Origin of the sequence: Microbulbifer marinus (genome assembly GCF_900107725.1) — a bacterium.
Taxonomy (GTDB): Bacteria; Pseudomonadota; Gammaproteobacteria; order Pseudomonadales; family Cellvibrionaceae; genus Microbulbifer; species Microbulbifer marinus.
This window is the reverse complement of sequence record NZ_FNQO01000001.1, coordinates 1,823,215-1,838,349: the sequence shown is the minus strand read 5'-3', so window position 1 is coordinate 1,838,349 and position 15,135 is coordinate 1,823,215. Positions and strand designations below refer to the sequence as shown.

Below are 15,135 nucleotides of genomic sequence, written 5' to 3'. Positions count from 1 at the left end.
TGCTGTCGTTGCCGGTAGCGAAAGAGCGGCCCGCGGGCCGCTCTTTTTTTGCCGTTTTTCTGCTCTCGGCCTCGCTTTACAGCTTGTCCTTGAAGAGTCGGTGGCGGAAGTCCAGGTGAAACTCCTCTTGTATTTTTTTCAGCTCTTCGAGCTGCTCGGCGTTCAAGATGGGCACCAGTTTGGCGCGTGTATCGGCGCCGATGGCGATCATCTTTGCGTCGATTTCCTCTTTCTGAACCCGGTTCAGCTCGGGATACTCGGTGGCGCTGAAGCCGTATTGCTCGAGGAGGCCTAGGCGGCGCTCGAAGTTGCCGCTGAGGATCGGCAGCACGGACTTTTCCTGCTCGGGTGTCAACTCCAGGCGCAACGTCACCCAGTCGGTGATGTCATCATATTTTTCCCAGAAATCGCTCTCGACATCCTCGTCCGCCGCTTGCAGTTGCGGTACACAGAGCAGCACGCTTAGCGAAAACAGAAAAGCCATCAGCCGGGCTATATTGGCCGCGCGTGTGAATGTTTGCATGTTGGCGCTCCAATCATTCATCTGTCTACAAGCGTAGCAGCGGAAGATCTAAGGCGCGGGTGGATGAGAATGCACTTCGCTATAAGTATGTTGCCGGTTATTTTTTCGGGTACTGAAACTGCATGCGATAGCGAGTCGGCTTGCAGAAGCCGCGGCAAGCCATAGATTGTCCGGTGTTACTGCTCGGCCAGCCACTCGCGATAGGCCATGTGATATTCCTCCTGAATTTTCTTTAGCTCCTCCAGTTGCTCCTTATTGAGAATTTTCACCATTTCGCCTCGGGTGTTCGCCCGGATGGCAATCATGCCCGCATCCAGCTCCTCTTTTTGTTCATCGGTCAGCGGCGGCATCTTGCCGTCTTTCAGGCCGTAATCCTCGAGCATCAATTTCTTCAGCTCAAAACTCGTCTTCAGAATGGGCAGCGCCTCCTCCGCCTGTTCTGGGCTCAGTTTCAGGCGCGCGGAAACCCATTCCGTCACATCGCCGTACTTTTTCCAGAAGTTGTCCGGGAGATCCTTGTCCTCTGCATTGAGCTGCAGAGCGCAGAACAGCACGCTGAGCGAGAACAGAATTGCCATGAGCCGGGCGATATTGCCCGGGCGAGTGAGAACCTGCATATTGGCGCTCCAATCACCCATATGCTTACAAGCGTAGCAGTGCGACAAGCTGTCGTGGCCAACGAAAAGCGGTGGTTCGTTATAAGCTCGCTGCTATTTATTTCCCGGCACACTGAATGCAGCGTGTGATAGTCGGGTCGGCGTGCAGACGCCGTGCGTCTATCTCCTCGTCACAGACGAAGCAGTAGCCGAAATCGCCACTTTCGATACGGCGCAGGGCGCCGTCGATGGCATCGATCAACAGGTGGCGGCGGCGCTGCGCGTCCTGTGCTATCTGCTGTGCCTGGATGGCCTCCATGCGCGACAGCCTGCCAACGCTGGTCTGGTCCAGCTGCACCGGGCGACCTGCGCGCTGTGCGGTTTCCGCGAGTGTGGCGAGTTCGGATTGCATCGCCAGCAACGTCTGCTTGAATTGTTCCAATTGAGGCGAGTCCACCGGGAACCCCCTTGAAAAGTGATGAAGGTTCACGCAGTTTAAACCTATGCCGCGGCGCTGGTCGCGGGTAGAATCCGCGACTTTATCGGGGGCAGGCAGGAGAGATCACCATGGCGGTAAAAGTAGCGATAACGGGATTCGGCGGTCGCATGGGGCGCGCGCTGGCGGATGCGGTGGCGCAGTCTGACCAGGCCGAGTTGTCCGCGGCGATAGTGCGACCCGGATCCAGCCTGGTGGGTGCCGATGCCGGAGAGGTCGCGGGACTGGGCCGCAACGGGCTCGCCATCGTAGACAGTCTGGAGCAGGCGGATTTCGACGTCCTGATCGACTTTACTGCCCCTACCGCGACGGAGGCAAACGCCGCCTACTGCGCCGCGCACAAGCGCCCGATCGTTATCGGTACCACCGGATTCGACGAGCAACAGAAAGACGCGGTGCTGGCACAGGCGCAGAGAGTGCCGCTTTGCCTCGCCAGTAATTTTTCCACCGGCGTGAACCTGTGCTTCAACCTGCTGGAAACCGCCGCGCGCGTACTCGGTGATGACGCGGATATAGAGATCGTCGAGGCGCATCACCGCCACAAGGTGGATGCGCCCTCCGGTACGGCGCTCAGCATGGGCGAAGTGGTGGCCGAGACGCTGGGTCGCGACCTGTCCAAAGTGGCCGTCTACGGGCGCGAAGGGCAGACCGGCGCGCGCGAGCGCGACACCATCGGCTTTGCCACTGTGCGCGGTGGTGATGTGGTGGGGGATCACACGGTCATGTTTCTCGCCGATGGCGAGCGGGTCGAGATTACGCACAAGGCCAGCAGCCGGCTGGCGTTTGCCCGCGGTGCCGTGCGCGCCGCCTTGTGGTTGATGGGCGACGGGCAGCAAGGCGATCGGGCGCCCGGCCATTACGATATGCGCGACGTGCTGGGTCTGAAGGCCTAGCGCGAACACAATTTTCTGAGGATCAGGTGTTGGAAAAAAAAATCATTGTCGGCAGTGAAGAGTGGTGCAGTTTTCCCTCTCTGGGTATTCCCGCCATCAAGGCGCGGGTGGACTCGGGGGCGAAGACTTCGTGTCTGCACGCCTACAACATCCAGACGTTCAAGCGCGACGGCGAGCCGTGGGTGAGTTTCGAGGCGCACCCGCTGCAGCACCTGCGCCGGCCGTCGGTGCGCTGTGAGGCGCGCCTGCTCGACAAGCGCCTGGTGCGCAGCTCTTCCGGCGACAGTGAAAAGCGGCCGGTCATCCGCACCTCCCTGTCCATCGGCGGCAGTGTCTGGGATATAGAGCTGACGCTGACCAACCGCGACAGCATGGGCTACCGCATGTTGCTCGGGCGCGAGGCGATGCTGGGCCGCATGATGGTGGATCCCTCGGAGAGCTTCTGTCTCGGCGACATGCCCCAGAGCCAGCTGGAGGAGTACTACCGGGACGAACATCATATGGCCGGTACCGGCCTGCGGATCGGCCTGCTCGCTTCCAACCCGGATCTGTACAGCAACCAGCGCATCATGGAAGCCGGTGCCGAGCGCGGCCACCGCATGAGCTTCCTGGATATCCGCCAGTGCTACATGAAGCTGGATCCGAACGAGCCGGAGGTGCATTACCGCGACGGCCGCATACTCAACAACCTGGACGCCGTGATTCCGCGTATTCGCCCCAGCCAGACCTTCTATGGCTGTGCATTGACGCGCCACTTCGAGAGTATCGGCGTCTTTGCGCTGAACGGATCGGCGGCGATCAGCCAGTCCCGCGACAAGCTTTTTTCGCTGCAGCTGCTGCAGCAGAACGGCCTGAATATCCCGACCTCGGGTTTCGCCAACTCGCCGGTGGATACCAATGAACTGATCGAAATGGTGGGCGGTGCGCCGCTGATCGTGAAGTTGCTGGAGGGTACGCAGGGGCGCGGCGTGGTGCTGGCGGAAACGCGCAAGGCGGGTGAGTCGGTGATCAATGCGTTCAAGTCGCTGAAGGCAAACCTGCTGGTGCAGGAGTTTATCCGCGAGGCGCAAGGCAAGGATCTGCGCCTGTTCGTGATCGATGGCAAGGTGGTGGCGTCGATTCAGCGGGAGGCGGCGCCGGGAGAGTTCCGCGCCAACATTCACCAGGGTGGTACGGCGTCCGTGGTCAAGGTGACGGCAGAGGAAAAGCGCCTCGCCGTAAAGGCGGCCAAGGTGCTGGGGCTGAAAGTGGCCGGCGTGGACATCATTCGCTCCAAGAAGGGACCACTGCTGCTGGAGGTGAATTCCTCACCGGGACTCGAGGGCATAGAGAGCGCCACGCGCAAGGATGTCGCCGGCTCCATGATCGTGTCGATCGAGAAGGCATTGAAGTGGCGTCCGATGGCCAACACGACGAAAGAGGATGCTGGCGCCAAGCAGGAATAATCGTGCGTCGGCCAGCCGGGTGCACCAGAGGGGTTTGGTGCACCTGGCCGGGGGCCGCTGCGGTACTCGCAGGGGTTGGCCGATATTCACACCCCGGCCATGGGGGCCAAGTTGGCAGGTTTTTCGTCACGCCGTCCCGTTCCCGCCGTAGACAGCTAATTTACATCCTCTCTTTCCCGGTCGGCTAATGCAGGCCGCTTGTCTCTTCTGTCCACACTGGTGCCAAACTGCGATGCTTGGCGCCTCATGTCTCATGCCTCATGGCCGGGGCTTCTGCCGTGACCGTTTCGTCGGCAAAAGGAGCGATAGTCCGTCGTGGGCTGGCTCCCTGGTCCTGGCTTGGCGCCTCACCCTGCGCCGCCATTTGGCGAGGCCCGCCGGCCGAGACTAACCTTCTGGTGAAGCCGAACTGTGTGTTTGGCGCAAGTTTTCTCGTCGGGCTCTTGCTATCGGAGAGCCCTTCATACCCCATACCGTCTGCCATGGATGGCGAATAGGTGAAGGCGGCGCTTCAGCGCGCCCTCGCACGGTGGCCAGATGGTGCAGAACCGTAAGGCTCGGAGCGGCATGAACAAGCACCAGTTGCGTTTCATCCTGAGAAATCTCGCACTGGCACTGTCACATTTGGCCGTACTGTTGATCGTGCTCGGCGTGACCAGCGTCCAGGCGTCGGCCCAGCTGTCCGACTCTGCAGTCGGGCGGCGGGTGATGGTGGACTATATCGTGCATTTTGCCTATCACCTGCAGTGGCCGATCGAAGCGTTTACCGGTACCAATGCCCCCTTCCGTATCTGTGTGATGGGCGGGGGCAGTCTGCACGAGCCGCTGGGGGAGCGCTTGAGACACCAGCGGATCAACGGCCGGATGGTGGCGGTGGAAAGCGTCAACCAGGGCGAGCTGATGCGGGCCCGCAGCTGCCAGATCGTCGTGCTGGGCGAAATGGAGCGGTCCAGCCTGGTGAAGGTGGTGGGTGCACTCGAGTTTTTCCCGGTGCTGACGGTGAGCGACGCAGAGCGGTTTGCAGTTACCGGCGGTATGATCGAGTTTGTCGAAAGTGGCGGCACCGTGGCCCTGCAGCTGAACAAGACCATGCTGGACCGGGCGGAACTGAAGATGGGCAACAGCCTGTTTCGCCTGAGCCGGAAACTGAATTGACCGCCGCGGGCGCCCGTGCCGGGCGCTGAGCCAATGGCGCATTTTTGTACTGGCATCTGCGGCGCATTTGGCGTAGAATCTGCGCCCGGTTTGGGCTGGCTGCGCGAGTGAGTCGCGAAACGCACAGTCCATCAATGCCGGCGGCAAGCGCCGGCCACAGTGTGAGAGCCGCGCGTGAATAAATTCAAAAAAGCGAGATGAAGCTGCGTAGTTTCATCTCGCTTTTTTATAGGCGCAAACCGTCGCCTGCGACGCCGCACCCGCTGCTCACAAACCCCCGCCCGGAAGCAGTTCTGAAGACTGGAGATCAATTTGACTAAAGCTGTCCCCACGCCTGAGGCCCTGATGCCCCGCACCACCCCGGCTCTGCTGGTATTGGCAGATGGCAGTGTATTCGAAGGGCGCGCCATCGGCGCCCACGGCAGCGCCGTTGGTGAAGTGGTGTTCAACACTTCCATGACCGGCTATCAGGAAATCCTTACCGACCCGTCATATGCACGCCAGATCGTCACCCTGACCTATCCCCATATCGGTAACACCGGCACCAACTCGGAAGACGAGGAGTGCGCGGAGATCTGGGCTACGGGGCTGGTGATTCGCGACCTGCCGCTGCTGGCCAGCAGCTTCCGCAAAGAGCAGTCGCTGGAGGACTATCTCCGGGAGCGGAACGTGGTTGGCATCGCCGATATCGATACCCGCCGCCTGACCCGCCTGCTGCGGGACAAGGGTGCCCAGAGCGGCTGCATTGTCGCCGGCGAGGGTGTTAACCAAGAGGCCGATCGCGACGTTGCGCTGGCCAAGGCGAAGGAGTTCGCCGGGCTCAAGGGGATGGATCTGGCCAAGGTCGTGTCCACCAAGCAGAGCTACCCGTTTAATGAAGGTACCTGGGAACTCGGCAAGGGCCACAAGCCCGCTCCGGAGCAGCCGTTCAAAGTCGTGGCTTATGACTTCGGCGTCAAGCGCAATATCCTGCGTATGCTGGTGGACCGCGGCTGCGACGTCACCGTGGTGCCGGCCGAGACGCCGGCTGCCGAAGCGCTGGCGATGAATCCCGATGGCATCTTCCTGTCCAACGGTCCCGGCGACCCCGAGCCCTGTGACTACGCCATTGCGGCGATCCGGGAGTTTCTCGATGTCGGTATACCTACCTACGGTATCTGCCTCGGGCACCAGCTGCTCGGCCTGGCTGTCGGCGGGCGCACGCTGAAAATGAAATTCGGCCACCACGGCGGCAACCATCCGGTGCAGTGCCTGCAGAGCGGCAAGGTAATGATTACCGCCCAGAACCACGGCTTTGCCGTCGACGCGGATTCGCTGCCGGACAACGTGGAAGTGACCCATAAGTCCCTGTTCGACGGCACACTGCAGGGCATCCGTCTGACGGACAAGCCGGCCTTCAGCTTCCAGGGACACCCTGAAGCCAGCCCCGGCCCCCACGATGTGGCGCCGCTGTTCGACCAGTTTATCGAGTTGATGGAAGCGCGCCGCTAGGCGGTTGCCGCCAGGGGCCAGATGGCCCCTCCATGTACGCGAATTAGATTGAGACCTGCCGGTTACAGGCCGGTTGTGAAACGGAAGAAAGATGCCAAAACGCACAGACATCAAAAGCATTCTGATTATCGGCGCCGGTCCTATCGTGATCGGTCAGGCCTGCGAATTCGACTACTCCGGCGCCCAGGCCTGTAAGGCGCTGCGCGAGGAGGGTTACCGGGTAATCCTGGTGAACTCCAACCCGGCCACGATCATGACCGACCCGGCGATGGCCGATGCCACCTACATCGAGCCGGTGGAGTGGCGCACCGTGGCCAAGATCATCGAGGAGGAGCGCCCGGATGCGATTCTGCCGACCATGGGCGGCCAGACCGCACTGAACTGCGCCCTCGACCTGGACAAGAACGGCATCCTCAACAAGTTCAATGTGGAGCTGATCGGCGCCGACAAGGACGCGATCGAGAAGGCCGAGGACCGCGACCTGTTCGACAAGGCTATGAAGGCCATCGGCCTGGAAACGCCGCGCGCGAAGATCGTCCACTCGCTGGAAGAGGCGAAGAAGGTACCGGAGGAATTCGGCTTCCCGGTGATCATTCGCCCATCCTTCACCATGGGCGGCTCCGGCGGCGGTGTGGCCTACAACTGGCCGGAATTCGAGGAAATCTGCAAGCGCGGCCTCGACCTGTCGCCGACCAACGAGCTGCTGATCGACGAATCCCTGCTCGGCTGGAAAGAGTACGAGATGGAGGTGGTTCGCGATAAGAACGACAACTGCATCATCGTCTGTTCCATCGAGAACTTCGATCCGATGGGGGTGCATACCGGTGATTCCATCACCGTGGCGCCGTCGCAGACCCTGACCGACAAGGAATACCAGCTGATGCGCAACGCCTCCATCGCGGTGTTGCGCGAGATCGGCGTGGAAACCGGCGGCTCAAATGTGCAGTTCGGTGTCTGCCCGAACACCGGCCGCATGGTGGTGATCGAGATGAACCCGCGGGTGTCGCGCTCTTCCGCGCTGGCCTCCAAGGCCACCGGCTTCCCGATCGCCAAGGTCGCGGCCAAGCTGGCGGTCGGCTATACGCTAGACGAGCTGCAGAATGACATCACCGGCGGTGCCACGCCGGCGTCCTTCGAGCCGAGCATCGATTACGTGGTCACCAAGATTCCGCGCTTCACCTTCGAGAAATTCGGTGAAGCTGACGCGCGCCTGACCACCCAGATGAAGTCTGTTGGTGAGGTAATGGCGATCGGCCGCACCTTCCAGGAATCCATGCAGAAAGCCCTGCGGGGCCTGGAAGTGGGCAGCTTCGGTTTCGAAAGCAAGATCGACCCGAGCGAAGACGGCGCCCAGGAGCGCCTGCGCCGCGAACTGTCCGTGCCCGGCGCCGAGCGTATCTGGTATGTCGGCGATGCCTTCCGCATGGGTATGACCGTGGAGCAGGTTTACGAACTTTCAGGCATCGATCCCTGGTTCCTGGTACAGATCGAGGAGTTGATCAGGATCGAGGAACCACTCAAGTCGATGCCGACTTCTGCCCTGACTACCGAAAACATGCGCTACCTGAAGCGCAAGGGCTTCTCCGACCGCCGCCTGGCTGACCTGCTCGGTGTAAGCCAGAAAACCGTGCGCGAGTTCCGCCACAAGCTGGGCATCTTTCCGGCCTACAAGCGCGTCGATACCTGTGCAGCAGAGTTCGCCACCAGTACCGCCTACATGTACTCGACCTACGACGAGGAGTGCGAGGCCAACCCGTCCGACAGCAAGAAGATCATGGTGCTCGGCGGCGGTCCCAACCGCATCGGCCAGGGCATCGAGTTCGACTACTGCTGTGTGCACGCCGCACTGGCGATGCGTGAAGACGGTTACGAGACCATTATGGTCAACTGTAACCCGGAGACGGTCTCCACCGACTACGACACCTCCGACCGCCTCTACTTCGAGCCGGTGACACTCGAGGACGTACTGGAAATCGTGCGCAAGGAAAACCCTGTCGGCGTTATCGTGCAGTTCGGCGGCCAGACGCCGCTGAACCTGGCGCGCTACCTGGCGGCCGAAGGCGTGCCGATCATCGGTACCACCCCGGAGCAGATCGACCGTGCCGAAGACCGCGAGCGTTTCCAGCAGATGATCATGCGCCTCGGACTCAAGCAGCCGAAAAACGCCATCGTACGCTCGGTTTCCGAAGCGATACAGGCGGCCAAGGACGTCGGCTACCCGCTGGTGGTGCGCCCATCCTATGTACTGGGCGGCCGCGCCATGGAGATCGTCTACAAGGAAGACGAGCTGCTGAACTACATGAAAGAGGCGGTACAGGTTTCCGATGACGCGCCGGTACTGCTGGACCACTTCCTGAACGCAGCCATCGAGGTGGATATCGACGCGGTATCCGACGGCCAGGACGTAGTGATCGGCGCCATCATGCAGCACATCGAGCAGTGCGGTGTGCATTCCGGCGACTCCGCCTGCTCCCTGCCGCCCTACAGCCTGCCGTCCGATGTGCAGGACAGGATGCGCGAACAGGTGAAGGCCATGGCGCGCGAGCTGGGCGTGGTGGGCCTGATGAACACCCAGCTGGCCTACCAGGATGGCGAGATCTTCGTGATCGAGGTTAACCCGCGCGCATCCCGCACCGTGCCGTTTGTGTCCAAGTGCATCGGCACGTCACTGGCCAAGGTGGCGGCGCGCTGTCAGGCCGGCATCAGCCTGGCCGAGCAGGGATTCACCAAGGAAATCGTGCCGGACTACTTCTCCGTGAAGGAGTCGGTGTTCCCGTTCAACAAGTTCCCGAAAGTGGATCCGATCCTGGGACCGGAGATGAAATCCACCGGCGAGGTGATGGGTGTCGGTGCCAACTTTGCCGAAGCCTTCGACAAGGGCCTGCTGGCGGCCGGCGACAAGCTGCCGGAATCCGGTCGGGTCTTTATCTCGGTGCGCGATTGCGACAAGCCGGCAGTAGTGGGAGTCGCCCGGGACCTGGTGGCGCTGGGCTTCGAGCTGGTGGCGACCCGCGGCACCGTCAAGGTCTTGCAAGAAAGCGATATTCCCGTTACAACCGTCAACAAGATGAGCGAAGGCCGCCCGCATATCGTCGATATGATTAAAAACGACGAGATTGCGCTGGTGGTCAACACCACCGAGGGGCGCCAGGCCATTCGCGATTCCGCCGATATCCGTCGCAGCGCGGAGAATCACCAGGTGTGCTACACCACCACGCTTGCCGCGGCCCAGGCCATGGCCATGGCCATGCAGCAGGGCGAACCGCTCAAGGTGCGTCGCCTGCAGGACCTGCATCAGCGCGTGGTGAAGTTGCCGGAATAAACTGAAAACAAGCGAACATACTGGCCGGGCTTCCCCTGATGGAGGAGGCCCGGCTTCGTTGTAATAAAAATTGGAGGTCCCACTTTGAATCGGGTACCAATGACCGTTGAAGGCGCGGAGGCACTGCGCGAAGAACTGGAAAGACTGAAAAAGGTCGAGCGTCCGGCCGTCGTGCAGGCCATTGCCGAAGCGCGTGAGCACGGCGACCTGAAAGAGAACGCCGAGTACCACGCCGCACGTGAAAAACAGGGCTTTATCGAGGGGCGTATTCAGGAGATCGAGGGCAAGCTGTCTCTGGCACAAGTCATCGATGTGAAAGCCATCGAACCCAGCGATAAGGTGATTTTCGGCACTACCGTCACCATTATCCATATGGATAACGACGAAGAAGTAACCTACAAGATTGTCGGCGACGACGAGGCGGATGTTAAAAACCGCAAGATCTCCGTCAATTCGCCCATTGCCCGCGCGCTGATCGGCAAGGAAGTTGGCGATGTGGTCGTGGTGAAAACGCCATCCGGCGCCGTCGAGTACGAGATAGATTCGGTCGAGCACCTGTAATAGTGTTTTGGTTCTGACAATTTAAAAGGGTGGCTGTTGGCCGCCCTTTTTTATTTGTGTTTCCCGGCCGGTGAGTCAGGTTTACTTTTCTCTGCATGACGATGGGGCCTGCGAGTCGTCAGATTGTAGCCGCTGCCCGGACAGGTCGAGATTAGGTGTTTACTCAGTTGGCGAGCAAACTCGTGTCCCTTTCGGGAAATGCTATGGTCGATTGTAAAAAGCTTGCTTCTTGCTGAGCCCGGTCTTCATTAGTTTTCGGTGCACCGTCATGAATCTCTTCGCCCTCGGTCGCGCAGGAAGGCAGCAATAATAAAAGTGGCGCCACAGGGTTCATATTTGCTCAACCTGAAGGTGTGTCCTTGCCCAGTTACTCGCTTGACTCCGATTCTTGGCGCCAATTTTTCGAAATATGTTGTATATGTGATTCTTAACGGTGTGTTCGCTCAGATACAAATTTGATGCGATAACCCTGTTTGGCTTGCCCGTGGTCACTTGTGTCAGAATCTCCTGCTCACGCCTGGTAAGTAGGGCTGCGGTCTGGTTGTCTTCTTCCAAAAGGGTGGCGGGGCTCTGAAGGGCATTGGCAAGTTTCTTGATCAGGTGATCTGGGTCGCTCGTCACATCACATACAAGCTGAAAACGCTTCTTTTTTAAACTGTCCGCGATGTGATTTGGCAACTTGGCAGGGGAGTTGATTATCAAGACTTTCGGGTGTTCCACGTTTTTGCAGTAGGAAAAAAACGAATTTGGCCCAGAGTTGAACGCCATTTGCCTGCCGTCGATAACGATGGCCTGATAATGCCGGAGACAGTGGCGCTGTTTTCCTATTTCGGCCTTTTCCCATCTGAAGGGAAGTGAGTCAGAAATCAGCGCAAACAGAAAATCTCCGTGAGGGCCGGAATTGCTAACAAAAAGGACCGGCATGTCCCACTTACCTCTCCACGATTTGCTTAGCTCAGTTGCCAAATACAGGGCCCGAATCTGTTTGCTGTCCCTCTCCATGTTGCTGGGAGTTTTCTAACTACTTTGTTATTTCCATCAGCTGAACGCGGAGACGGTCAATACCATTTGAATCGATGAAAATAGGTCGAGTCACTAGTAGGGTGTGATGTTAATTTGGAGTGTAGGCGATGATCGCGTATTTTCTATAAGTACATATATTAGCTATATCTGAGGTCCGCATTTAAATAGTGACTTCTAAGGATCAATTTCATTATTTGTAGATCTTGGTCAATAGAGTCATTTTGGATAAATGAGACGCCTGGTCAGGGTGGCATAATCTTTGGCTGGTGAGTATCACTGTTTCGATGGCTGGCGTGGAAAAGGCCGGTTAACCGGAGCCTATGCCGAGATATGTTGATCCGCGGTCCCGGTCCGGCCACTATCTCATGCATTGATAGCAGATTTACCAAAAGGAATGGGTTCGGTGTTTTTTGGGCGAATATTGGAGTGGAGCCAATCGATCAATTGAATAGCCATCTGTTTCCAGTAAGAAACCGGTTGTTCATCAGCCGGTTGGGCGCGACATTGATCGCAATGGTGCTGCTCGTCCTGTTGGGTTCCTGTACGGCGAAGCCCAGGCAGACGCTTGGCACACTCGAGTGGGACCGCATAGCACTGCCGGCGCCGGCCGCAGAAAAGATTGTTGATATTCGGGTCCGGGAGGGGGAGCGCCTTAGTGCCGGGCAGGTAGTGATGCAACTGGATGACCGCAATACCAGGGCGCAGCTGGCGGCGACCGAGGCGGAGGTGACGAGACTCGCCGCACTCCTGGAAGAGCTGAGGAATGGTCCGCGCAGCGAGGAGATTCAGCGTGCCGAGGCCAGTCTCGCCGCCGCCCGCGCCGAGGCGGAGGACGCCCGGCGCAACTACCAACGGCTGAAGGAGTTGGGCGCTAAGGACTATGTGTCGCAGTCGGACATCGATCGCGCCAAAGCGTCGGCAGATGCCGCTGCGGCGCAAGTGGACTTGACTAGGGCGGCGCTGCTGGAACTGCAGCGGGGAACACGCAGTGAGGAAATTGCCCAGGCCGAGGCAGCGCTGGCACAGGCGCGCGCGCAGGCCGAGGCGCAGTCGGTGCTGCTGCAGAAACTCACGGTGCAGGCACCGCGCAACGGCCTGTTGGACAGCTTGCCATTCAAGCTCGGGGACGAGGCGCCGGTGGGTGGCCCGTTGGCGATCATGCTTGTCGGTGATACTCCCTATGCCCGCGTTTATATTCCGCAGCCATTGCGGCCCGGTGTGCAGGTGGGCGATCAGGCCCAAATATTTATCGAGGGCATCGCGCAGCCTTTCGGCGGCCGGGTGCGGATGATTCGCAGTGAGCCAAGTTTCACGCCCTACTATGCATTGATCGGTGACGATGTGGCGCGACTCAGCTACCTGGCGGAAATCCAGCTGGGGGAGGATGCAGTCGATCTGCCCGCAGGGTTGCCACTGCGCGCCGAGTTCGCCGGCGCAGGGAACAGCTCTGATGCCCGCTAAATCCGATATCGCGATTCACGCGCGGGGGCTGACCAAGTGCTTCGGCGCGCTGCGCGCTGTAGATGGTGTCGATCTCACCGTTACCCGCCGCCAGGTGTACGGCTTCCTCGGCCCCAATGGCTCCGGCAAGTCCACCAGTATTCGTATGCTCTGCGGCCTGTTGACGCCAACATCGGGGGAAATTGAAGTTCTGGGCTTGCGCATTCCCGAGCAGGCGGAAGAGCTGCGGCAGCACATAGGCTATATGACGCAGCAGTTTTCCCTGTTCGCCGACCTGACCCTGCGGGAAAACCTGGAGTTTCTTGCCGCCGTGCAGAATATGCCGCGGCGCCAGGCGGTGCAGCGAGTGGACGAACTGCTGCAGGAATACCATTTCGAGGGGCGCGCCGACCAGTTGGCGGGCACCTTGAGCGGTGGTCAGAGGCAGCGCCTGGCACTGGCCGGCAGTGTGATCCACAAGCCGGAATTGCTTTTTCTCGATGAACCGACCAGCGCGGTGGATCCGGAATCGCGCCGCGATTTCTGGGAAAAACTGTTTGAGCTGGCAGATGCCGGCACCACGATCCTGGTTTCCTCCCACTATATGGATGAAGCCGAGCGCTGCCACCGCCTGGCAATTCTCGATCGCGGCCGCCTGGTGGCCGACGGCAGCCCTGCGGAATTGACCGGCGCGCTGCAGGGCAGGACCCTGGAGGTGCGTGCGGAGCGGCCGCGTCAGGCGAAGCGGGTGTTGGTACAGGTGCCGGGTGTGCTCAGTGCCGCGCAGATAGGTAACAGCCTGCGGGTACTGTGTGACGAATCCGGCGATTGCGGCGCGCGGGTCGAACAGGCCTTTGCCGACGCCGGTGTCAGCGCAGTGGTGGAGCCGATCGCCCCCAGCCTCGAGGACGTATTCGTCGCCGCCACCAATCAACCGGTGGATCAGCTGAACGCGGAGCCGTCGTGAACTGGCGGCGCCTCTGGGCAGTGGTGATCAAGGAACTGCGCCAGTTGCGCCGCGACCATATTACGCTGGCCATGATTGTCGGTATTCCGGTAATGCAGCTGATGCTGTTCGGCTACGCGATCAACCTGAATCTGCGCCACCTGCCGGCAGCCATCGCCGACCAGGCACTGACCAGCGGCTCGCGCCAGTTGGTAATGGATATGCTGGCTACCGGTGTGATCGAGCCGGTGGCCAGTGCGCGGAGTCCCCAGCAGCTGATGGAGATGCTGCGCCGCGGTGAGATCAGCGTTGGCGTGGTCATTCCGCAGGATTTCGAACAGCGCCTCGCGACCGGTGAAGAGGCGGTGCAGGTGCTGGTGGATGGCAGCGATACGGTAGTGCAGAGCGCTGCCAAGCAGCTGGCACAGGTGCCGCTGACTTATATGCCTGCAGAGCCGCGTCAGTCTTCCGTGCCGTTGCCACCGGCACGTATCAGCGTGGTGAGCTTCTACAACCCGCAGCGTGTTTCGGCGATCAATATCGTGCCGGGCCTGATCGGTATCATCCTCACCATGACCATGGTGATGTTCACCTCTGTGGCCATAGTGCGCGAACGCGAGCGCGGCAATATGGAGCTGCTGATTGCGACACCAGTCAGCAGTGCCGAGCTAATGCTTGGCAAGGTGCTGCCCTACGGAATTATCGGACTGATACAGACCAGTTTGATCCTGCTGCTGGGCATGCTGCTGTTTGAGGTGCCGATTCGCGGCAGTGTGTGGGATGTCTACTGGTCGGCAATTCTATTGATTTTCGCCAACCTGAGTATGGGGTTATTGATCTCCACCCGCGCGCAGTCCCAGTTTCAGGCGATGCAGATGACCTTTTTTTTCTTCCTGCCCTCGATTCTGTTGTCGGGATTCATGTTTCCCTTTGACGGCATGCCCGCACCGGCACAGTGGCTCGCCGAGATTTTGCCGCTGACCCACTTCCTGCGTCTGATCCGCGGCATCATGCTGCGCGGTGCCGATTTCGGTGAACTATGGCGGGAATGGCTGGCGCTGCTGGTATTTATTGTTGTGATGATGACACTTGCGATTGCGCGCTTTCGCAAGCGGTTGGATTAATTCAAATTCCAGTACCACTTAGTTTCTTTTTTAATCCTCGAAATATAAAGCGAGACCGGATTCATTGTGCCGCCAATATTTTATGGTAGGGTACGCTAACGTCAGAGGTTCCTCTGAGTT

Annotated in this window: 13 protein-coding genes and 1 pseudogene; 10 read left to right on the top strand and 4 right to left on the bottom strand. The window is 59.7% G+C overall.

The genetic code is table 11. The features are described 5' to 3' along the window. Positions 1-76: 76 nt before the first annotated feature. The 3 genes from BLW36_RS07880 to BLW36_RS07870 form a co-directional block, all read right to left on the bottom strand. A complete protein-coding gene (locus BLW36_RS07880; protein WP_091386769.1) occupies positions 77-523 on the bottom strand; it encodes a hypothetical protein in 447 nt (148 codons plus the stop codon). A 176-nt stretch (positions 524-699) separates the two neighbouring features. Beyond that, positions 700-1,140: a hypothetical protein gene (locus BLW36_RS07875; protein ID WP_139304839.1), complete on the bottom strand. Its 441-nt coding sequence runs from the start codon at positions 1,138-1,140 to the stop codon at positions 700-702. 97 nt (positions 1,141-1,237) lie between these two features. Beyond that, positions 1,238-1,576 (bottom strand): TraR/DksA family transcriptional regulator, encoded by a 339-nt coding sequence (locus BLW36_RS07870; RefSeq protein WP_211567151.1) that lies wholly within the window; start codon positions 1,574-1,576, stop codon positions 1,238-1,240. Between the two features lie 110 nt (positions 1,577-1,686). On the opposite strand from BLW36_RS07870, the gene dapB reads away from it, so the two are divergent. From dapB to greA, 7 genes and pseudogenes are all read left to right on the top strand, one after another. Next, on the top strand, positions 1,687-2,508 hold the full coding sequence (gene dapB / locus BLW36_RS07865) for a 4-hydroxy-tetrahydrodipicolinate reductase (protein ID WP_091386763.1): 822 nt from the start codon (positions 1,687-1,689) through the stop codon (positions 2,506-2,508). Next, positions 2,427-2,939 (top strand): annotated as a pseudogene (locus BLW36_RS17510) (ATP-dependent zinc protease family protein); the annotation flags it as partial. The gene dapB and the pseudogene BLW36_RS17510, both read left to right, overlap by 82 nt. An 84-nt stretch (positions 2,940-3,023) precedes the next feature. Beyond that, entirely contained in the window at positions 3,024-3,953 is a 930-nt protein-coding gene (gene rimK, locus BLW36_RS07860; RefSeq protein WP_244506188.1) for a 30S ribosomal protein S6--L-glutamate ligase, read from the top strand. A 537-nt stretch (positions 3,954-4,490) separates the two neighbouring features. Continuing rightward, the gene (locus tag BLW36_RS07850) at positions 4,491-5,108 is read left to right on the top strand and encodes a YfiR family protein (protein WP_244506170.1); all 618 of its coding nucleotides are present in this window, start codon (positions 4,491-4,493) and stop codon (positions 5,106-5,108) included. Positions 5,109-5,453: 345 nt separating this feature from the next. Beyond that, a complete protein-coding gene (carA, locus tag BLW36_RS07845) occupies positions 5,454-6,599 on the top strand; it encodes a glutamine-hydrolyzing carbamoyl-phosphate synthase small subunit (RefSeq protein WP_091386756.1) in 1,146 nt (381 codons plus the stop codon). A gap of 91 nt (positions 6,600-6,690) precedes the next feature. Next, positions 6,691-9,921, top strand: coding sequence for a carbamoyl-phosphate synthase large subunit (gene carB / locus BLW36_RS07840; RefSeq protein ID WP_091386754.1), 3,231 nt, complete (start codon positions 6,691-6,693; stop codon positions 9,919-9,921). A gap of 84 nt (positions 9,922-10,005) precedes the next feature. Next, positions 10,006-10,482, top strand: a complete 477-nt coding sequence (greA, locus tag BLW36_RS07835) for a transcription elongation factor GreA (protein ID WP_091386752.1) — start codon at positions 10,006-10,008, stop codon at positions 10,480-10,482. 330 nt (positions 10,483-10,812) lie between these two features. On the opposite strand, the gene BLW36_RS17605 is transcribed toward greA, so the two are convergent. Then, positions 10,813-11,406, bottom strand: a complete 594-nt coding sequence (locus BLW36_RS17605) for a response regulator transcription factor (RefSeq protein ID WP_091387070.1) — start codon at positions 11,404-11,406, stop codon at positions 10,813-10,815. Positions 11,407-12,177: 771 nt separating this feature from the next. On the opposite strand from BLW36_RS17605, the gene BLW36_RS07825 reads away from it, so the two are divergent. Genes BLW36_RS07825 through BLW36_RS07815 form a run of 3 tightly spaced genes read left to right on the top strand, consistent with a single transcriptional unit; the run spans position 12,178 to position 15,015 of the window. Continuing rightward, entirely contained in the window at positions 12,178-12,966 is a 789-nt protein-coding gene (locus tag BLW36_RS07825) for an HlyD family secretion protein (protein ID WP_244506189.1), read from the top strand. Beyond that, positions 12,956-13,912, top strand: a complete 957-nt coding sequence (locus BLW36_RS07820; RefSeq protein ID WP_211567150.1) for an ABC transporter ATP-binding protein — start codon at positions 12,956-12,958, stop codon at positions 13,910-13,912. The genes BLW36_RS07825 and BLW36_RS07820 overlap by 11 nt, the downstream gene beginning before the upstream one ends. Continuing rightward, positions 13,909-15,015: an ABC transporter permease gene (locus tag BLW36_RS07815; protein ID WP_091386750.1), complete on the top strand. Its 1,107-nt coding sequence runs from the start codon at positions 13,909-13,911 to the stop codon at positions 15,013-15,015. The genes BLW36_RS07820 and BLW36_RS07815 overlap by 4 nt, the downstream gene beginning before the upstream one ends. Positions 15,016-15,135: the final 120 nt, after the last annotated feature.